This is a genomic window from Gemmobacter aquatilis (assembly GCF_900110025.1).
GTDB lineage: Bacteria > Pseudomonadota > Alphaproteobacteria > Rhodobacterales > Rhodobacteraceae > Gemmobacter > Gemmobacter aquatilis.
In genome coordinates, this window is the sequence record NZ_FOCE01000002.1 from 214235 (window position 1) to 234430 (window position 20196).

The 20196-nt window shown below is 66.9% G+C and carries 19 protein-coding genes; 7 read left to right on the forward strand and 12 right to left on the reverse strand.

Annotation, left to right across the window (positions count from 1 at the left end; translation table 11 throughout):
- The first annotated feature begins 10 nt into the window (after positions 1-10).
- Positions 11-781 (forward strand): inositol monophosphatase family protein, encoded by a 771-nt coding sequence (locus tag BMX43_RS04810; protein ID WP_091297805.1) that lies wholly within the window; start codon positions 11-13, stop codon positions 779-781.
- On the opposite strand, the gene BMX43_RS04815 is transcribed toward BMX43_RS04810, so the two are convergent.
- The 12 genes from BMX43_RS04815 to BMX43_RS04870 form a co-directional block, all read right to left on the reverse strand.
- Positions 778-1707: a choline/ethanolamine kinase family protein gene (locus tag BMX43_RS04815; protein WP_091297808.1), complete on the reverse strand. Its 930-nt coding sequence runs from the start codon at positions 1705-1707 to the stop codon at positions 778-780. The genes BMX43_RS04810 and BMX43_RS04815 overlap by 4 nt on opposite strands.
- A 7-nt stretch (positions 1708-1714) precedes the next feature.
- The gene (locus BMX43_RS04820) at positions 1715-4138 is read right to left on the reverse strand and encodes a GcvT family protein (RefSeq protein WP_091297811.1); all 2424 of its coding nucleotides are present in this window, start codon (positions 4136-4138) and stop codon (positions 1715-1717) included.
- A 205-nt stretch (positions 4139-4343) separates the two neighbouring features.
- A complete protein-coding gene (gene nadC, locus BMX43_RS04825; protein WP_091297812.1) occupies positions 4344-5180 on the reverse strand; it encodes a carboxylating nicotinate-nucleotide diphosphorylase in 837 nt (278 codons plus the stop codon).
- A complete protein-coding gene (locus BMX43_RS04830) occupies positions 5180-6727 on the reverse strand; it encodes an L-aspartate oxidase (RefSeq protein WP_091297817.1) in 1548 nt (515 codons plus the stop codon). The genes nadC and BMX43_RS04830 overlap by 1 nt, the downstream gene beginning before the upstream one ends.
- On the reverse strand, positions 6727-7779 hold the full coding sequence (gene nadA, locus BMX43_RS04835; protein WP_091297820.1) for a quinolinate synthase NadA: 1053 nt from the start codon (positions 7777-7779) through the stop codon (positions 6727-6729). The genes BMX43_RS04830 and nadA overlap by 1 nt, the downstream gene beginning before the upstream one ends.
- Before the next feature lie 120 nt (positions 7780-7899).
- The gene (locus BMX43_RS04840; protein WP_091297823.1) at positions 7900-9234 is read right to left on the reverse strand and encodes an amidohydrolase family protein; all 1335 of its coding nucleotides are present in this window, start codon (positions 9232-9234) and stop codon (positions 7900-7902) included.
- Positions 9231-10079 carry an aromatic ring-hydroxylating dioxygenase subunit alpha gene (locus tag BMX43_RS04845; RefSeq protein WP_091297826.1) on the reverse strand — a complete coding sequence of 283 codons (849 nt, stop codon included), beginning with the start codon at positions 10077-10079 and terminating at the stop codon, positions 9231-9233. Before BMX43_RS04845 ends, BMX43_RS04840 begins: the two co-directional genes overlap by 4 nt.
- Positions 10080-10082: 3 nt before the next feature.
- A complete protein-coding gene (locus BMX43_RS04850) occupies positions 10083-11489 on the reverse strand; it encodes an 8-oxoguanine deaminase (protein ID WP_091297830.1) in 1407 nt (468 codons plus the stop codon).
- Positions 11486-12421, reverse strand: a complete 936-nt coding sequence (locus BMX43_RS04855) for an ABC transporter permease (RefSeq protein WP_091297834.1) — start codon at positions 12419-12421, stop codon at positions 11486-11488. The genes BMX43_RS04850 and BMX43_RS04855 overlap by 4 nt, the downstream gene beginning before the upstream one ends.
- Positions 12422-12424: 3 nt before the next feature.
- Positions 12425-13474, reverse strand: a complete 1050-nt coding sequence (locus BMX43_RS04860) for an ABC transporter permease (protein ID WP_091297837.1) — start codon at positions 13472-13474, stop codon at positions 12425-12427.
- Entirely contained in the window at positions 13471-15060 is a 1590-nt protein-coding gene (locus BMX43_RS04865) for an ABC transporter ATP-binding protein (RefSeq protein ID WP_091297840.1), read from the reverse strand. Before BMX43_RS04865 ends, BMX43_RS04860 begins: the two co-directional genes overlap by 4 nt.
- A gap of 4 nt (positions 15061-15064) precedes the next feature.
- On the reverse strand, positions 15065-16186 hold the full coding sequence (locus BMX43_RS04870; protein WP_091297843.1) for a BMP family ABC transporter substrate-binding protein: 1122 nt from the start codon (positions 16184-16186) through the stop codon (positions 15065-15067).
- Between the two features lie 323 nt (positions 16187-16509).
- On the opposite strand from BMX43_RS04870, the gene BMX43_RS04875 reads away from it, so the two are divergent.
- From BMX43_RS04875 to BMX43_RS04900, 6 genes are all read left to right on the forward strand, one after another.
- The gene (locus tag BMX43_RS04875; protein WP_175482024.1) at positions 16510-16779 is read left to right on the forward strand and encodes a hypothetical protein; all 270 of its coding nucleotides are present in this window, start codon (positions 16510-16512) and stop codon (positions 16777-16779) included.
- Positions 16776-17423, forward strand: a complete 648-nt coding sequence (locus tag BMX43_RS04880; protein ID WP_091297846.1) for a Rieske (2Fe-2S) protein — start codon at positions 16776-16778, stop codon at positions 17421-17423. The genes BMX43_RS04875 and BMX43_RS04880 overlap by 4 nt, the downstream gene beginning before the upstream one ends.
- A complete protein-coding gene (locus BMX43_RS04885) occupies positions 17420-18052 on the forward strand; it encodes a glutathione S-transferase family protein (protein ID WP_091297849.1) in 633 nt (210 codons plus the stop codon). The genes BMX43_RS04880 and BMX43_RS04885 overlap by 4 nt, the downstream gene beginning before the upstream one ends.
- Positions 18052-18975 (forward strand): LysR family transcriptional regulator, encoded by a 924-nt coding sequence (locus BMX43_RS04890; RefSeq protein ID WP_091297853.1) that lies wholly within the window; start codon positions 18052-18054, stop codon positions 18973-18975. The genes BMX43_RS04885 and BMX43_RS04890 overlap by 1 nt, the downstream gene beginning before the upstream one ends.
- A gap of 106 nt (positions 18976-19081) precedes the next feature.
- Positions 19082-19582, forward strand: a complete 501-nt coding sequence (locus BMX43_RS04895) for a thiamine pyrophosphate-binding protein (protein ID WP_091297856.1) — start codon at positions 19082-19084, stop codon at positions 19580-19582.
- Positions 19579-20187: a thiamine pyrophosphate-dependent enzyme gene (locus tag BMX43_RS04900; protein ID WP_091297859.1), complete on the forward strand. Its 609-nt coding sequence runs from the start codon at positions 19579-19581 to the stop codon at positions 20185-20187. Before BMX43_RS04895 ends, BMX43_RS04900 begins: the two co-directional genes overlap by 4 nt.
- The last annotated feature ends 9 nt before the right edge of the window (positions 20188-20196 follow it).

Here is a 20196-nt window from a genome sequence, read left to right on the forward strand (position 1 = left end):
GGAGCCACTGATGCAGACCCCCGACATTCTGGCGCAGGCCATTGCCATTGCCGAAGCCGCCAGCGCCCTGCCGATGGGCCATTTCCGCACACCGCTGCCGGTCGAAGCGAAAGAGGATGACAGCCCGGTAACCATCGCCGACCGCGCGACCGAGGCCTTCATCCGCGACCGTCTGCGCGCAGCCTTTCCGCAGGACGGCATCTTCGGCGAGGAGATGGGGGTGGAAAACGGCGAGGCCGAGGCGCTGTGGATCATCGACCCGATTGATGGCACGCGGTCCTTCATCACCGGCAATCCGCTGTTCGGGATGCTGCTGGGCCGCGTGTTGGCCGGGGTGCCGCAAATCGGCATCGTGCGGATGCCTGCGCTGGGGGAAACCTTTGCCGGCAGGACTGGCGGGGGCGCCACGCTGAACGGCGCGGCGATCCGCTGCCGGATGACCACCCGCCTTGACGGTGCGCTGGTCTATATCAACGAGGCGGAAAAGATCCATGCCGCCGATCCGGCGCGCTTTGCGCGGCTGTGCGGCATCGGCCATACGCGGCGGATGGCCTATGACTGCTACCCCCATGCGCTGGTCGCGGCGGGGCAGATCGACGCGGTGGTGGATTGCGGCTTGCAGCCCTATGACTATCTGCCGCTGATCGCGCTGGTCGAGGCGGCGGGCGGGGTGATCTGCGACTGGCAGGGTCAGCCGCTGACGCTGCAATCCGATGGGCGGGTGGTGACCGCCGCAACGCCTGCGCTGCGCGACGCGCTTCTGGCGGTGCTGGCCGCTTAACCGGCGCGCACCGCCGCCAGATGGGCGGCGAAATCGGCGTTTTGCATCAGCGCCTTGCAGCGCGCAAAGCGGGCAAAGGCATAGGCCCGGAAATCATCCGCCGGATTGCCGTCGGCATGCTGGATCAGCCCCCACAGCGTCCAGAGCAGATCGCACATCGCCTTGTAGATCACCACCCGCCCCTGTTCGGCCGGTGTGGGCGGACGCCCGAAATAGGCCTGCAACAAGGCGTCCTGCTGCGCCGCATCCATCCCCGCCTCCACCGCCAGATCGCCCAGATCCCAAAGCGGGTCGTTCATGCCGGAATATTCCCAATCGACGATCCACATCCGCGCGCCGTCATCGAGGAAGTTTTCGCACAGCGGGTCGCAATGGCAGGGGGCAAGCCGCGCCGGATGGGCGGCCAGCGCGGCCTTGACCGGCGCCGCCTCGGCCACCACGGCGCCATAGCCTTCGGGCAGGCTGACGGTTTTCGTGGCCAGCAACGCCAGATAATCCTCGATCATCGTGAACAGTTCGAAGCGGAAATCGAAGATCTGGCCAGAGCGGTGCAGGTGCCCCAGCGCCACCCCGGCGCGGGCGGGCGCGCCGGGGTGGCTGCGGAACAGATCGGGGGTCATCGTCGTGATCCCCGGCAGAGCGCGGGTGATCATCACCCCGGTTGTGGCATCGGCCCAGATCACCTCGGGCGCCACGCCCGCGCGATGGGCCGCGCGGGCATTGGCAATTTCGACCCGTCTGTCGATATAGGCCTCGGTGCCGCTGCCGGGAATGCGGACGATCACCGCCTGCCCCCGCACCTCGACCCGATGCACCAGATTGGTGAGGCCACCCAGCCGGGTGATGCGCGCCTCGCCTGCCGAAAGCCCGGCAAAATCGGGCAGAACGGAAAGGGCCGCCAGAAGCTCTGCCTCATGCTCTGCCATGGCGCCCCTACCCTTTCAGCCGCAGGTTCTGAGGGTCATAGAGCGGTCCGTCCACGCGGCGGATCGGGAAACGATCCCCGAACACCTCGATCTCGAAATCCTCCTGCGCCAGATCGGCGGTGTCGAGATAGCCGAAGACGATGGTCTGCCCCAGCGTATGGCCAAACCCGGCAGAAGACACCAGCGAGGCCACGCGGTTGCCCAGCAGGATCGTCTCGCCGCCATACAGCGGCAGGCGCGCGGGCGTGGTGAAGGTACAAAGCCGCCGCTTCGGCCCGGTTGCGCGTTCCGCCTCCAGCGCCGCGCGGCCCCGGAAGGCGCCTTTCGCGGCCAGATGCACCCGGAAGCCCAGCCCGGCCTCGTAGGGCGTGTAATCGGGCGAAATATCCGAGGACCAGTAAAGATACCCCTTCTCCAGCCGCAGCGTATCAATCGCGCGATAGCCGACATCGCGGATGCCATGGGCGGCGCCCGCCGCGCGCAGCGTGTCATAGACATGCAGGCCGAATTCGGTCGGCACATGCAGTTCCCACCCCAGTTCGCCCACAAAGCCGATGCGCACCGCGCGCACCGGCGCCGCCCCGATGGTGAGAGTGCGGGCGGTGGCAAAGGGGAAGGCGGCGTTCGACACGTCCTCTTCGCAGACCTGCGCCAACACCTCGCGCGCTTTCGGCCCGCACAGGTTGATGACGGCACGGGCCGAGGTCATGTCGATCAGGTGCAGCGTGCCATCGCCGGGCATTTGGCGGCGGATCCAGTCGGCGTCATGGGTGCCGAAGGCGGCGCCGGTGACGATGTAATACTGCTCGGGCGCCAGCCGGGTGATCGTCAGATCCGCCTCGATCCCGCCGCGATCATTGCAAAGCTGGGTGTAGATGACAGACCCCACCGGCCGATCCATGTTCGCCGCCGCGATGGATTGCAGAAAATCGGTGGCGCCCGGCCCGATCAGTTCGAATTTTGAAAAGCTGGACTGGTCGATCAGCGCCACGCCATCGCGCACCGCGCGGTGTTCTTCGGCGGCAAAGGCGTGCCAGCCGGGGGCGAGGAAATCCAGTTGATCCACCGGCGGCACCCCTTCCGGTGCGAACCACAAGGGGCGCTCCCAGCCGTTGCGGGTGCCATAGACGGCGCCGTTGCCCTTCAGCCGCTCATACAGCGGCGACAGGCGCAATTGCCGCACGGTTTGATGTTCGGTCCCCGGATACCGCATCTTGTAGTGATGCGCGTAATGTTCCACCGCGCGCGGATACATGAAGGCGCGGCTGCCGTGATGCGGGCCAAAGCGGCGCACATCCAGCGGCCAGAGGTTCAGCGAAGGCGCGCCCTGCACGATCCACTCCGCGATCATCTCGCCCGCGCCGCCGCCTGCGGCAATCCCATACAGAAAGCCGGTCGCCATCATCAGGTTCTGGAAGCCCGGCGCCCAGCCCAGCACGAAATCGCCATCCGCCGAATAGGGGATCGGCCCGTTGATCACCTGCCGCACGCCGACCTCGTTCAGCACCGGCGTCACCTGCGCGGCCAACTCGGCCAAGGGGGCAAAGCGTTCCATGTTGTCGGGCAGCAACTGGCGCACGAAATCGCCGGGGATGCCCCGGTTGCCAAAGGGCAGCGTGTCATCCTCGTAACCGCCCACCACCAGCCGCCCGCCCGCATCGGGCTTGTAATAGACCAGCCGTTCGGGGTCGCGCAGCGTCGGCAGGCGTTTCACCAGTTCCACATCGGGCAAGGGTTCGGTGACGATATACTGATGCTCCACCGCGCAGGCGGGCACCTTGATCCCCAGTTTCGCGCCCAGCTCGCGGCTCCACATCCCCGCCGCAAGGGTGACGGTTTCCGCCTGCCATGTGCCTTCCGAGGTGAGAACCTCGGTAATCCGCCCGTTCTTCACCGTGAAATCCAGCACCGTGACGCCCTGCCGGATCTGCGCGCCATATTTGCGCGCACCCGCCGCCACCGCCTGACACAGGCTCGCCGGGTCCACATGGCCATCCGAGGGGATGAAGGCCGCGCCCTCCAGCCCGGTCGCGTCGATATAGGGGAACAGGTCTTTCGCCTCGGATGCCGAGATGATGTGCATTTCCAGATCGAAACTGCGCGCCATGGTGGCCAGACGCTTCGCCTCCAGCAGGCGCTCGGTCGTGGCGGCAAGACGCAGGCTGCCGACCTTCTTCCAGTCGAACTCCATCCCGGTTTCGGCGGCAAGCCGGTCATACATCGCCACCGAGCGTTTCAGCATCCGCGTGGTATTGCGCGAAGATCGCAACTGCCCCACCAGCCCCGCCGCGTGCCATGTGGCGCCTTCGGTCAACGCAGCCTTTTCCAGCAGCACCACATCCTTTTCACCGTTCTTCGCCAGATGATAGGCCGTCGAACAGCCGATGATGCCCCCGCCGATGATGAGGTGCCTCGCCGCAAACTGCGCCATGACTCACGATCCCTGTTGCCCTGCTTTCCCGCATCATGCGCCAGATCACACATATATCAATGATCTTGTGTTGGGTTTTGTTGGATTATGCGCGTATCCGTCAGGCCCGCGCCCGCAGCGCCCGAAAACCGGGCAGCCCCCAAAACGCGACAGGCCCCGCGCCGCGATCTGCGGAACGGGGCCTGTGCCTGCGTTTGGGAAGGGGTCAGAAATCCAGACCCAGATCCAGCACCGGCGCCGAATGGGTCAGCGCGCCGACCGAAATGAAATCGACGCCGGTCGCCGCCACTTCGGCGATGCGCGGCAAGGCCATGTTGCCCGAGGCTTCCAGCACCACGCGCCCCTTGGCCAGCCGCACCGCCGCCGCCAGATCGGCGGTGGTCATGTTGTCCAGCAGCACGACATCCGCCCCGCCGATCTCCAGCACCTCGGCCAGTTGATCCAGCCGGTCCACCTCGATCTCCACCCGCATCATATGCGAGCGGGCGCGGCTGGCGGCGGCCAGAACCGGGGCGATGCCACCGGCGGCGGCAATGTGATTGTCCTTGATCAGGATCGCATCCGACAGGCCATAGCGGTGGTTCGATCCGCCGCCATGGCGCACCGCCTCTTTCTCCACCGCGCGCAGGCCGGGGGTGGTTTTGCGCGTGCAGGTGATGCGCGCCTTGGTGCCGTGGGTTTGCGCCACGAACCGCGCGGTCAGGCTGGCAATGCCGCACATCCGCCCGGCGAAGTTCAGCGCCACCCGTTCCGCCATCAGGATCGACGCGGCAGAGCCCGCGATCACCATCAGCGTATCTTCGTGGCCGATCTCTTGCCCGTCCTGCGCCAACGCCTCGATCCGCAAGGCCGGATCGACCAGCCGGAACGCCAGCGCCGCCAGCCGCAGACCCGAGGCCACGCCCGCGCCCCGCGCATTCAGCCGCGCCTCGTAGGTCAGCCCCGGCGGGATCACCGCGCGGCAGGTGGCATCGCCCATCGGGCCCAGATCCTCGATCAGCGCGGCGCGGACGAGCGGTTCCAGCAGAAGGTCGGGCAACATCAGGCAGTCTCCGGTTGCGGCAATTGGTCAAGCGTCAGGCGGCTGCGCTGCGCCTGTGCGGGGTCAGTGCCGGGGTAATCGGTGCGGCAATGGCCACCCCGGCTTTCCTGCCGCAAAAGCGCCGCCCCGGCAATCAGCCGCGCGGCGGTCAGCATATTGGTCAGCGCCTCGGACGGGGTGGCGCCTGCGGCGATTGCGTCCATCTCGGCCAGCGCATGGCGCAGGCCCGGCCCGTCGCGCAGCACGCCGACATGCTCGGTCATCACTCGGCGCAGTTGCGCCACGGCAGCGTCATCCAGCCGTTGCGATCCGGGCGGGAAGGCGATCTGCACCGGGGCGGCAGGCGAGCCGGGCTGCTCGGGCGTTGCCGCCGCCAGCGAATCTGCCGCCAGCCGCGCAAAGACCAGCGCCTCCAGGAGCCCGTTGGAGGCAAGGCGGTTGCCGCCATGCAGGCCGGTGGAGGCCGCCTCGCCACAAACCCACAGCCCCGGCAGGGACGCGCGGCCCGCATGGTCCACCGCTACACCGCCCATATGGTAATGGGCAGCGGCGGCCACCGGGATCGCATCGCGCACCGGATCAATGCCCGCGCGCAGGCAGGCGCCCGCAACCGCCGGGAACCGATCAAGGATGTCAGCGCCCAGACAGGCGCGGGTGTCCAGCATCGGGCGCAGCCCGGCCTGGGTTTGCGCAAAGATCGCGCGGGCCACCACATCGCGCGGCGCCAGTTCGGCATCGGGGTGCAGGGCGACCATGAAGCGCTGGCCCTGCGTGTTGATCAGCACGGCCCCCTCGCCGCGCAACGCCTCGGTCGCCAAGGGCGCCGGGTCTTCGCCGGTGGCAATGGCGGTGGGGTGGAACTGTACGAATTCCGCATCGGCGATCACCGCCCCCGCCCGCGCCGCCATGCCCATCGCCTGCCCGCGTATCCGCGCCGGATTGGTGGTGACCGCATAAAGCCCCGCCGCCCCGCCCGCCGCCAGCAGCACCGCAGGCGCGCGCAGCAGCGCCAGCCCCGAGGTGCCATCGGCCCGGCCCAGCCAGACCCCAACCACCCGGCCTGCCTGCACCTCCAGCCGCGCCGCCGCCACGCCTTCCAGCACCTGAACCGAGGGCGTGGCGCGCACGGCAGCGATCAGCGTCGCCATGATCTCGCGCCCGGCCTGATCACCCTTCACCCGCACCACCCGCGCCCGGCCATGCGCCGCCTCGCGCGACAGGACATAGTTGCCCTGCGCATCGCGGTCGAAGGGGGCGCCCTTGGCCGTCAGGTCCAGAATATGGTCGCGCGCCAGACGGGTCACCAGATCCGCCACCGCCGGATCGACGATCCCCGCCCCGGCGCGGCGCGTATCGGCCGCGTGATCCTCCGCACTGTCGCCCGCGCCCATCGCTGCCGCCACCCCGCCCTGCGCCCAGGCGGAACTGGCCCCTTCGCCCAGCGGCTCGGGCGAGATCACCAGCACCGGACGGGGGCTCAGCCGCAGCGCAGCGGACAGCGCGGCCATCCCCGCGCCGACGATCACGATGCGCGGGGTTGTCTGCATCACGCCGCAGCCTTGCGCGACAGGGCGATCATCCGCTCCACCGCCACGCGGGCCTTGGCTGCCACGCTGTCCTCCACCTCCACCGGGGTGGTCATCGAATGCAGCGACCACAGCACCTTTTCCAGCGTGATCATCTTCATGTAGGGGCACATGTTGCAGGGCCCGACAAACTCCACCTCGGGCAGCGCATCGGCGATGTTCGACGCCATGGAACATTCGGTCACCAGCAGCGCCTTGGCCGGGCGATGGCGCTCCACAAACTCGATGATGCCAGAGGTGGAGCCGGAAAAATCCGCCTCGGCCACCACATCGGGCGGGCATTCGGGATGGGCGATGATCGTGGTATCCGGCTGGAAGGCGCGGAAATCGCGCAGATCGGCGGCGGTGAAGCGTTCATGCACGATGCACGACCCCTCCCACCAGACGATGCGCTTGTGCGGCACCTGTTTGGCCACGTTCTGCGCCAGATACTGGTCGGGCGTCATGATCACCGTGTCGCCCGGCATCGCCGCCACGATCTGCGCCGCGTTGGACGAGGTGCAGCACACATCCGACGCCGCCTTCACCGCCGCCGTGGTGTTCACATAACTGACCACTGCCGCACCGGGAAAGCGGGCGCGCATCTGCGCGATCCCCTCAGGCGTGATCGATTCGGCCAGGCTGCAGCCCGCGCCCATGTCGGGCATCAGCACGGTTTTCGCCGGGTTCAGGATCTTCGAGGTTTCGGCCATGAAATGCACACCGCATTGCACGATGACCTGCGCACGCACCTTGGTCGCCTCGATCGCCAGTTGCAGGCTGTCGCCCACCACATCGGCGATGCCGTGATAGATGTCGGGCGTCATGTAGTTATGCGCCAGGATCACCGCGTCGCGTTCGGCCTTCAGCTTGTTGATGGCGATCACATAGGGCGCGTGGCGGGCCCAATCGGCCAAGGGCACGACGCGGGCCATTTTCGCATGGATGTCGCGCGTTGCCTCGGCCGCCTGCAACGAGGGGGCGAGGTCATAGTGCCGGGCAAGCTCGGCGCGCAGGGCGGCGGTGGCGGTCATGGGCTGTCCTCGCGGGGCGCAAAATCGCGGCGAGGCTTACAGCACTGTGGACAGTGTTACAATATCTTTCTAAATCAATGGGTTATTGTTTGCATACACACAGATGCACACATATGAACCCTAAGCCACCTGCCGCCCCGACACCCAGACCCGCGCGATATTGGCGCGGCTGGTGCCGTAGAGGATACGCTCCAGCAGCAGCGCGCCGCTTTGGCCGGGCCAGAGCCGCAGCGTGCCTTGCGGGGCTGTGGGGTCGATCAGCATGGCGTCGAACTGCAGGCCGGGGCGAAAGCTGCCCACCGGCAGTTCCAGCGCCGCGGCCCCGCCCGCAGTGGCAAGGTGGAACGCAGTCGCCATGTCGATCCGCGCGCCGGGATGGGCCGAGCGTTGGGCGGGCGGCAGATCGGGGTCCACGCCGCTTTCCAGCATCCGTGCTGCGGCCACCGCCATGCGCGCGGTTTCCCAGATCGTGCCCGCCGGGCCGCCCGAAATGTCGGACCCCAGCCCCACCCGCAGCCCCCGGTCCAGTGCCGCGCGCAGGGGAAATGCTGCACCTGCAAAATACGCATTCGACAGCGGACAATGCGCCACGCCGCTGCGATTGCTGCGCAGCAATTCCATGTCCGGGGGCGACAGGAAATTGCCATGCGCAAAGACCGAACCGGGGGTCATCAGCCCGAAATGATGCAGGGATTGCGCATCCGAACAGCCATGCCGCGCCTGCACATGACTGTGCTCCCAATCGCTTTCCGACACATGGCTTTGCACCCGGCAGCCGGTTTCCTGCGCCAGCGCGCCCAAGCCTCGCAACGCCGCGTCAGAGCAGGCCGGAATGAAGCGCGGCGTCACTACCGGCTGCACCAGCCCGTCATTGCCGGGCAGGCCCCGGATATGGTCGATCACCGCCCGCGTGCCCGCCACCGCCTCGGCAGCCGAGCCATCGCGGTAATAATCGGGGCAGGTCTCGGGGTGATCCATCGCCACCTTGCCGATCAACGCGCGCTGCCCGGCCTTCAGGCACAGATCGGCCAGCAGTTTTGTCGCCTCTACATGGACCGTTGCGAAATACAGCGCGGTCGTGGTGCCGCAGGCCAGCAGATCGGCCACCAGCAGGCGGTAAACCCGCTCGGCAAACCCCAGATCGGCATAGCGCGCCTCCAGCGGGAAGGTATGGCGGTGCAGCCAGTCTTCCAGCGGCACATCCAGCGCGCTGCCCAGTTGCGGATATTGCGGCGCGTGGACATGCAGATCGACAAAGCCGGGCAGCAGGATCTGGCCTTCAGGCAGATGCAGCGCGTCGTTCGACACGCTGTAGCCATCGCTGCCCGGATGCCGCACCGCCGCAATCGTGCCATCGGCACCGATCTCGATCACTGCATCGCGGAATTCCTCCACCCCGCCCCGCTCCGGCGCGTGAAAGCCCGAGGCGACGAGCGTCCGCCCGCGCAGGGTCATGCGGCGTCCTGCGCGGTGCCCAATGTCGTGCCGTAGGTCAGCCCCTTTTCCTTCAGCCAGCGCCGATAGGCGATGGAGGAGGCGTCGGCCCGTGTCGGAATCTCGGCCCGGGGTTCCAGCGGCAGCAAGACGGGGCGCTGGTTTTCAAGGATGATGCGATCCTGCAGGAAGATCACCTGCTGGAAGCCGATCAGATCGGCGCTGCGCGCGGCATCGTCGATCAGAAACATCACCGGATGCGCCCGGCACCGTCCGGGGTCGAGCGGTTGCACAAACAGGCAGATCACATCCCAGCGATCCGCCGCCATCGGGCAGGTTTTATACAGCAGCACGGTAAAGGGCGTGGTGATGCGATAGATGTAATCGGTCTTGATCGCACCGCCCGCCGACAGCGCCGCTTTCGGCTGCACAAAGGTGCAGTTGGTGGCCCAGACCTCATCCACATCGCGGCGGATTTCGCAATCGTAGTGTTCGACCTCGGTATGGGGTTCGGAACCCAGAATATCGGTATGCACAAAGGGAAAATGCGCCATGTCGAGAAAGTTTTCCACAATCCGCAAGCCAGAGGCTTTCACCGCAATGGCGCCGCAGGGCACATAGCGGCGGTCGGGTTCGTCCGCCTCGGGGATCGGCGGCACCTCGGGCGGGGCCTCGCCCAGCGTGACCCACAGATAGCCATAGCGTTGCCGCGTGGGCAGCGCGCGCCCCTCGGCCATCACGGCGATGCCTTCGCCCCGCGTCACCGTCAGATCCACCCCCAGCAGGCGGTTGCGGCTTTCGCCCATGGGAATATCGGCCAGATTGTCGATGCAATACCACTGATCAAGAGCGGCTTTTTCGGCCATCGGTCAGACCTCATAGATGCGGCGCACGGTGGCGCGATGATCGGCCAGGGCCTGCCCGATGTCGAGCCGGGTAAAGCCGCCCCCGTCCACCACCTGCACGCCGTTGATGAAGGAATGGTTCACCTTGAACGGGCCGCACATCACGAGGGCGGCCAGCGGGTCACGTTCGGTGCCCGCAAAGCCCAACTGGTTCAGGTTCACCGCGATAATGTCTGCAGATTTGCCCGGCGCGATCTGGCCGATGTCCTCTCGCCCCAGCAGCTTTGCGCCGCCGCGTGTGGCCATCCACAGCGCCTCGCGCGCCGACAAGGCGCCGGGCGTGCCGCCAAAACCGCCCCGCCCGCCGGGCTTGGCCGAAAGGTAACGGTCAGGCGCCACGCGTTGCAGAAACTGCGCCATGCGCACCTCTTGAAACATGTCCGACGTGTCGTTCGAGGCGGAACCGTCCACCCCCAGCCCCACCGTCACCCCCGCATCCAGCATTTCGCGCGCCCGCATGATGCCAAGACCGCAGCGCATATGCGCCGAGGGGCAGAAGGTTGCCCCCGTGCCGGTTTCGGCGAACAGCCGGATCTCACTGTCATCCAGAAAGATCGCATGGGCAAACCACACATCCGGCCCCAGCCAGCCCACGCTTTCGGCGAATCCGACCGAGCGCATCCCGTAGATCTGCTGGCAATAGGTTTCCTCATCCAGCACCTCCGCGATATGCGAATGCAGGCGCACGCCGTGGTGGCGCCGCGCCAGTGCGGCGGCATCTTTCATCAGTTGCGGGGTCACCGAAAACGGCGAACAGGGCGCCAGCACGATGCGCGTCATCGCATGGTCGGCCATATCGTGATACCGCCCGATCAGCCGTTCGGCATCGGCCAGAATGGCGTCTTCCTCCTCCACACAGCTATCGGGCGGCAGCCCCCCTTTGCTTTCGCCGCGCGACATGGCGCCCCGCGCGGCGTGAAAGCGCAGGCCCATCTCGGCCGCGACCTCGATGGTGGTATCCAGCGTGCAATTGTTGGGCAGGATATACAGGTGATCGGAGGATGTGGTGCAGCCGGTGGCGATCAGTTCTGCCATCGCCATCTGCGCCGAAACCCGGATCGCCGCATCATCCAGCCGCGCCCAGATCGGGTAAAGCGTCTTCAACCAGACGAACAGCGGGTCATCCTGCACCATGACGCGGGTCAGGTTCTGATACATGTGATGGTGGGTGTTCACCATTCCGGGCATCACCACATGGTCGGTCAGATCCACAACCCGGTCGCCCTGCCCGGCCAGATCGCAGGCCTTGCCCACGGCAATGATGCGGTTGCCGTCAATCAGCACCGCGGCATCGGTCAATTCGCGCCCCGCCGGGCCGCCTGCATCGTCAAAAGTGGCCAGATGGGCGATATTTGTCAGCAGGGTTTTCATCGCATATCCCGGAAGAACGGCACCGACAGCGCGGCAGGCGCGGCCATCAGGCGGCGCATCCGCTGCACCGCCACCACCGGCACGATGATCAGCGTGATGGTGCCAAGGTAAGGCAGCATCGACAGGATCGAGGCGGCGATGGGCCAGTTGCGCGCCTGCCCCACGAAGCCAAGCGCGGTGATGAAGCCGAACAGCAGCGCCGCCCCCGCCGCGTTGATCGGGCGGAAGCCTGCAAAGATCACCAGCGCCACCGCGATCCAGCCGCGCCCGGCCACCACCCCTTCGGACCACGAGGGCACGAAGGCCAGCGTCAGATAGGCCCCCGACCCCGCCGCCATCGCCGCCCCGATCGCGGTATACCAGAAGCGGAACGCCATCACATTGATCCCCGCCGCATCCGCCGCTGCCGGGTTTTCGCCCACTGCCCGCATGTTCAGCCCGTGACGGGTGCGGAACATCAGCCCGTGCAGGATCACCGGCAGGATGAAGAAGATCAGGTAGACCAGCACGTTATGGCTGAACAGCGCCCTGCCCAGAAACGGCAGGTCCGACAGGACCGGAATGTGGATCGGCCGGAAGGTCGCGGGGGCCGGCATCCCCGAATAGGCCTTGCCGATGGTCGCGGCCAGCCCGGTGCCGATCAGCGTCAGCGCCAGCCCGCACAGCACCTGATTGGCCCGCACCACCACGGTGGCCAGCGCGAAGGCCATGCCCACCACCAGCCCCACCGCCAGCGCCGCCGCAAATCCCAGCGCGGGGATCGGCACCGCCAGCACCGTGGCAATCGCCGTCACCGCCCCCAGCGCCATCAACCCCTCGACGCCCAGATTGACCACGCCCACCCGTTCGGCCAGCACCTCGCCCAGGGCCGCCAGCGCCAATACGCCCCCCGCCAGAAACGCCGTCTGGATCAGCCCCGCCAGAACATCCATCGCCTAGCCCTTTTCCTGTCTGCGGATCACCCGGTAATGCGCCAGCTCGTCACCAATGGCGGAAAACAGCAGGATCAGCCCGGTCACCGCCAACACCGTGTTGGTGGTCAGCCCCTGCGTCTGCAGAATGATCCCGCCGTTCAGGATCACCGCCATCAGCAGCGCCGAAGCCAGCACGCCCAGGGGCGCCGCCCGCGCCAGCACGGCCACCATGATGCCCAGATACCCGTAATTGTTGGAAATCCCGCCCTGCAAGCGGCCCACGGTGCCCGCGACCTCCATCATGCCGCCTAGGCCCGCCAGCGCGCCCGACAGCAGCATGACGCCGATCAGATGCCGGGTGACCGGGATGCCCGCATAACGCGCCGCGCCGGGGTTCGACCCCGAAATCCGCACCTCGTACCCCCAGCGGCTGAAGGCAAACACCACAGCCAGCAAAAGCGCCAGCGCCACCGCGACGGGAAAGCCCCAATGCACGATGCCCCAGAATTCGGGCACCGCCACCGGCAGCCGCGCCGTGGTGGCCAGCGCATGGCCCGACGGGTCCAGCCACGGCCCGGTCGCCACGAAATAGACCAGCAGCAAGGCCACGAAGTTCAGCAGCAAGGTGGTGATCAGCTCGCTGACATCGGCATAGGCCCGGGCCAGTGTCGGCACCAGAATCCACAACGCGCCACCCATGGCCCCCGCCACCATCATCAGCGGCAGCAGCAGCCAGACCGGGCCGGGCACGAACAGCGCCACCCCGGCAGCGCAAAAGGCGCCGATGTTGAACTGGCCCTCTGCGCCGATGTTCCACGCCCCGATGCGCAGCCCCACCGCCACCGCCAGCCCGGTATAGATCAGCGGCGTCAGCAGCAGGCCCAGATCCTCCAATCCGAAGCGCGACCCGAAGGTGGATCGCAGCACCTGCGCCGCAAGGTCCAGCGGTGCAAAGCCCGCCGCCGCCAGCACCGCCGCCGCCGTCAGCAGCGCCAGCACCAGCGCGGCCACCCGCGCGCCAAAGGCCATACCGGGCCGGGCCGAGGGCAGCCGTTGCAGATGCAGGTTCATGCCGCCGCCCCGTTCTGACTATCGCCGTTCTGGCTGTTCCGGCTCTGGCCGCCCATCATCAACCCGATCTCGTCCAGATCGGCCTCGGCCCCTTCCACCACGCCCATGATGCGGCCATGGAACAGCACGGCGATCCGGTCTGACAGGTTCAGCAATTCCTCAAGCTCCTCCGACACCAGCACCACCGCCACGCCCTGATCGCGCAATTCGGTGAAATAGCGCATCATCGTGTTGATCGCGCCAACATCGAGCCCGCGCGACGGATAGGCCGCCACCAGCACCTTGCGGGCGATGCGCATCTCGCGCCGCGCCACCAGCCGCTGCTGATTGCCGCCCGACAGGTTGCGCACCGGCATGGCGAAATCGGGCACCGCCACCTCGGCCACGCCCGCGATCTGCTGAGCCAGCGCTAGGGCGGCGCGCGGCAGGAACCACGGCCCGCGCGACACCGGCGGCGCGCGATATTCGCGCAGCACCGCGTTGTCGGTGATCGACAAGGCCGGCGCCACGCCCGAGGCCAGACGATCCTCCGGGATATGCCCGACGCCGACCGCAGCCACCTTGCCCGGCCCGGCGGTGGAAAGATCCACCCCCTCCAGCAGCACCCGGCCTTCGGTCGGGCGCGCAAGGCCGGTCATCACCTGGCACAGCTCGCGCTGGCCATTGCCCGCCACCCCCGCCACGCCCAGAATCTCGCCCGCCCGCACCTCAAGCGTGATGCCGGTCAACAGCCCCTTCAGCCCCACGCCTTCCAGCCGCAGCACTGGCGCGCCCGGCCCGGCCACGCCATCGGGGCGCCCGCGCAGATCGCTCAGCACAATATCGCGGCCCACCATCAACTGCGCCAGCGACCGTTCGGTGCAATCTTCGGCCCATTCGGTGGCGACCTTGCGCCCCTGCCGCAGAATGGTGATGCGGCCCGCGATCTCCAGCACCTCGTCCAGCTTGTGGCTGATGAAGATCACCGCATTGCCCTGCGCCACAAAACCGCGCAGCGCCACGAACAGCTCCTGCGCCTCGGCCGGGGTCAGCACGGCGGTCGGTTCATCAAGGATCAGCACGCGAGCCTGCCGCGACAGCACGCGCAGGATTTCCACCCGCTGCTGCTCGCCGGTGGACAGATCGGCGACCACCGCGCCGGGCTTCACCGCAAGGTTCAGCGTCGCGGCCAGCGCTGCCGTGCGCGCCTCCAGATCCGCCGCGGAAATCCGGGCCGGGGTGTCGCCCCAGCCCAGATGCACGTTTTCGGCGACGGTGAAGGCCTGCACCAGCTTGAAATGCTGGTGCACCATGCCGATACCCGCCGCGATGGCATCCTGTGGCGCGGCAAAGCTTTGCGCATAGCCGCCCACCAGAATCTCGCCCGAATCCGGCTGGTAGATGCCGGTCAGCACATTCATCAGCGTCGACTTTCCGGCGCCATTCTCGCCCAGCAGGGCGTGGATTTCGCCGGGGAGCACCTCGAAATCCACATCCGCATTGGCGATGACCCCGGGGAAGATCTTGCCGATCCCGCGCAGCGCCACCAAGGGCGGCGTGCCCGGCTCCAGCCCCAGCCGCTGGCGGATATCGGCCTCGTCGCGCATCGGCTCAGGCGTCCAGACCGGAAACCCCTTCGATGGACCAGTTCCATTCATAAAGCTCGCGCTCGGTCATGGTCTGGCCCGCGGCGACCTTGATCGCGCCATTGCTGTCCTTGATCTCGCCGGTGAACGGGCTCCAGCCGCTCAGAATCTTTTCGCGGGCGGCATCGGCCTGCGCTGCCACCTCGGGCGGCACGCTTTCGCCCCAGGCGTCACGATCCACGCCCTTGGCCATCGGCAGGATGTCTTCGCTCGGCGTCCATTCGCCTGCCAGACGGCGGCGCACCTGTTCCACATACCACGGCCCGAAATCCACCATGATCGAGCTGATATAGGCGCTGGGGCCATAGCGGCGGATGTCGGTGTTCCACATCACCGCTTTCGCGCCGCGCTGTTCGGCCACCTGCAGATAGGCGGCCTCGTCCATAATGCCGAACAGCACATCGCAGCCATTGTCCAGCAGCGCCGTGCCTGCCTGCGCCGCCGCCTGCGGATCGAACCAGCTGTTGATCACGATCGCCTGCACCGTCGCCGCCGGGTTCACCGAACGCGCCCCCATCAGGAAGGCATTGGTGCCGGAATAGACCGAGGGCACCGGGAAAGATGCCACATAGCCCAGCTTGCCGGTTTTCGACATCAGCCCCGCCGCAACGCCGGTCACATAGGACGGATACCAGTGCTGCACATAATAGGTGCCCAGATTCTCCATCGCCAGACGGCCATCGCATTCATAAAAGGCCACCTCGGGCGCGCGCTTGGCCACATCATACAGGAAGTCACCGTAGTTGGAGTTGGCAAAGACCATGTTGGCGCCATCCGCCACGAACTGACGGTAGATGCGGCTGGCATCAGCCGAATAGGGCACGCTTTCCACGAAGCTGGTCTTCAGCTTGGGGAAGGCCTTTTCCACCGCCAGACGGCCCTGATCATGCGCCCAGGTCCAACCCTCGTCGGCGGTCGGGCCGACATAGCCCCAGGCGATCATCGCCGCCTCCTCGGCCACGGGCGGCAGCGGCGCTGCGGCAAAGGCCGGGCGGATCAGCCCGGTTTTCGGCAGCATCAGGCCAAGGCCCGCCGCCGCCCCCATGTTCAGAAAGCCACGCCGGGAAAGCTCGCGGATCAGTGTCATCGGGAATACCTCGCTGTCATCGGGCCTCTTTTGGCGGGCCCATCGGTGGGGATCTGCCGCGCGGCTCTGTCGGGCGCTTTGCAGGTGCAGCAACCAGCGTTCCAAATGCCGTGCGTTCTGAATAGGCGGTATTATTCGACCTAGATGTTGCGTTTTACGCAACACTTGACGCGGGGCCGCCGCTGCGCGCTTACTGGATTCCGCTGCGGGTGCAGCATTGCCGGAGTGTGCGGCAACTGCCCACGCAGCAAGGATTTTCCGGGGAAGACTCGGCGCAGCACAGCGTAGATTTTCCCGCTCAGGTAGAAGGCGGCGCAGAACGGATGGATGAAACGGTGATCCTTGGCTTTACCGGGCGGATCGGGATGGCAAGTTTCGAGGAATTCGCCCGCCACCGCGCCGCCCGTCTTGCGCTGGGGCTTACGGTGCTTGGCCTTGCCGCCCACGCCGCGCGCTTTGCCGTCAGCGGCCCGCCCGACCTGATCGACGCTTTTGAAATGGCGCTCAGCCTCGGCCCCAGCGATTGCCTGGTGCTGGAGGTGACGCGCGCGACCAACGGGCCAGACGCCCGGCAGACAGGGATTGCAGGATGACGGAAGACGCATGGGTTCCGCTGGCACTGTCCAGCATGATCGAGGTGGGCACGTCGGCGGGCGCCGTGGTGCAGGGGCAGGAAATCGTGGTCTGGCGCGACAGTTCGGGCGTGGCGCACACCTGGGAAGACCGTTGCCCGCATCGCGGCATGAAGATGAGCTTCGGCTTCGTGCGCGGCGATCACATCGCCTGCCTCTATCACGGCTGGGAATATGATCAGGCCGGGCAATGCCGCTACATCCCGGCCCATCCGCAACTGGAAGTGCCGAAAACCATCTGCGTGAAAACCTGGGCCGTGGCCGAGGCGGCGGGAATGATCTGGGTCGCCCTGGGCGCGGTGCCACCCCCCCCGGCAGAGGCCGAGGTGACGGCGCTGCGCAGCCTCTATCTGGATGCGCCGCTGGCTGCGGTGCTGGCCGCCCTGCCCGAAGGATTTGGCGGCACGCTTGCCGGGCAGGTGCCGCTGGTCACGCTGGACACCGATCTTGGCACCCTGCGCATCGGCGTGCAGCCCATCGACGCCCGCCGCACCGCGCTGCACCTGACCGTTGCGGGGCCCGCAACACCCGACACGCTGCTGGCGCTGGCCACCCGCAGCGATGCCTTCCGCCTGAGCCTTGAGACTGCCGGAGCCGCAGCATGACCGCGCCGATCCTGTATAACTACGACCTCGACGAAAACTGCTACCGCGTGCGGCTGGTGGCCTCGTGCCTTGGGGTGGCGCTGACGCTGCACGGGATCGACATGTATCCCGGGCGCGAACATCTGGGCGCAGCGATGCGCGCGCTGAACCCGGCAGGCCGCCTGCCGGTGCTGCAAGACGGCGATCTGCTGCTGACCCAGACCGAAGCGATCCTGATGCATCTGGCCGAAGCCCACGCCCCCACCACCCCGCTTTTGCCGCAGGATGCCGCAACCCGCGCGCGGATGATGGATTGGCTGGCCTTCTGCGCCCGCGATCTGGGCGTGGCGGCACAGGCCCGCACCTGCGCCATGCTGGATGCGCCGGGCGATGCGCAGGCGCTGCGTGCAAGCGCCCGCGCCTGCCTGCGGTTGATGGAGGATCACATGGTCAAACAGGGCATCCGGGGCTGCGGCTTCTTTGCCGGGCCAGCCGCCACGCTGGCCGATCTGGCACTGTTCCCCGCCTTTGCCCTGTCGCGCGATTTCAACGTGGATCATGACGAATTCCCCGCCCTGCGGCTTTGGGCGCGGCGGGTGCGGCGGCTGCCGGGCTTCATCACCATGCCCGGCATCCCGGATTACCACTGATGGATCTGCACCGCCTCGGCCTCGTCTCCAGCCGGGTTCACAACTTTCTGCTGGTGGCCCGGCTCGGCTCGATCCGCGCCGCCGCCAAGGCGCTGAACGTCGCACCCTCGTCGATCAGCCGCACCATCAAGCAGTTGGAGGAAGACCTGGCCGCACCGCTGTTCGAGCGCACGCAACAGCGGCTGAAGCTCACCTCGGCGGGCGAACTGCTGTATTACCACATCCGCCAGAGCACCGGCGAACTGAACCGCGCCATCACCGAAATCACCGATCTGCAAGGGCTGCGCCGGGGCACGGTGACCATTGCCACGGTGGAAAGTGCGGCGCGCGGCTTCCTGTCCGATGTGCTGGCCGGGTTCTGGGTGCGCCACCCGGAAATCACCGTCGATGTGCATGTGGGCGGCTCGGCCGATGTGGCCGGGCTGGTGGCGCAGGGCGAGGCGGATCTGGGCGTGGTCTTCGACCTGCGCCCGCCCAAGAACACCCGCCGCATCGCCTCGGTCGCCATGCCGATGGGGGTGATGGTCGCGCCGGGCAGCCGCCTTGCGCTGAAGGGCGACAGCCTGCGCGTCTATGATCTGGCGGGGGAGCGGGTGATCCTGTCGGACGCCAGCCTCACGCTCGGCTCCACCATCGAAGACGCGCTGTCGGGGTCGTTCGTGGAATTTTCGCGCCGGGCGCGCACCAATTCCATCGGTGTGATGATTGATCTGGCGACCAAGGGGCTGGGCACCATCCTGCAAACCCGCATCGGCGTGGAACGCGAAGTGGCGCGCGGCGATCTGGTGTTCATCCCGCTGGTGGACCCGCGCCTGCAACCGCGCCGCCTGCATCTGCTGTCCCGCCCCAAGGCCGAGATTTCCGAGGCGGCATCGGCGCTTGCCGCCATGCTGGCCACCGCGATGGAACGTCTGGCACCCTGACCCGGTGTTGCGCAAGGCACAACAACTGCATCGACATTCAACACCTATGCACAACATCCCCCCTTTGCCATCTTTGACCGCAACGCGACCAGACAGGGCAGGACAGATGAAACAAAGCGCCGTCGATGCGGTGATCCGCGGGTTGAAGAAGGCAGGGGTCAGCATCGTCTGCTACCTGCCCGATTCGCTGTTCAAGGAACTTTATCCCGCGCTGGATGCCGATCCCGACATCCGCACCATCCGCGTGACGAACGAGGGCGAAGGGGCGGCGATCTGCGGCGGGGTGTTCCTGTCGGGCAAGCGCGCGGCGCTGGTGATGGAAAACTCCGGCCTGCGCGCCAGCGTCGAACCCTTGGCCCGCATGGGCCTTGGCGCGGGCATCCCGGTGGTGATGCTGATGAGCTATCGCGGCGAATTGGGCGAAAACAACTGGTGGGCCATTCCCCACGGCATCACCATGGAACCCATCCTCGATGCCCTTCGCATCCCCTACCGCGTGGTGCGCGAGGAGGACGCGATCGAGCAATCCATCATCGACGCCTATAACTGGAGCTACAACGCCTATTACCACTCGGCCATCGCCCTGGGCGGGAGTGTCGTGCGATGAAACGCTATGATTGCATGACCCGCCTCGCCGCCCGGCTGCGCGATGAACTGGTGATCCTGTCGCTGGGGGCCTCGGTCGATGAATGGTATAATGCCGCGCCGCATATGCGGGCGGCCAGCCTGTTCCAGCAGCAACTGGGTTGCGTGACGCCGCAGGCCTTCGGGCTGGCCGCAGGCTTGCCGCACCGGCGGATCATCTCGTTGGATACCGACGGGGGGATGATGTTCAACCTCGGGATTCTGGCCACCTTAGGCAATGAACAGCCCAAGAACCTGTTCACCGTGGTCTGGGATAACGAATGTTATCAATCCATCGGCGGCCCGCCCACCCATACCGCCTTTGGCCGGGTGGATATTGCCGCCATCGCGCGCGGTGCCGGGATAGACCACGCCTATACCGCCCGCACGCTGGAGGAGTTTGACGCGCATTGCGCCGCCGGGCTGGCGGCCGAGGTGCCCTATCTCGTTGTGGCCAAGGTGGCCGGCACCGTGCAGCCCGACATCCGCCGCAAACATTCCGACGGGCGTGAGGACAAATACATCTTCGTCCGCCATGTCGAGGCGACGGAGGGTATCGTGATCATGGGCCCATCGGAACATAACTGAGGCGGGGCC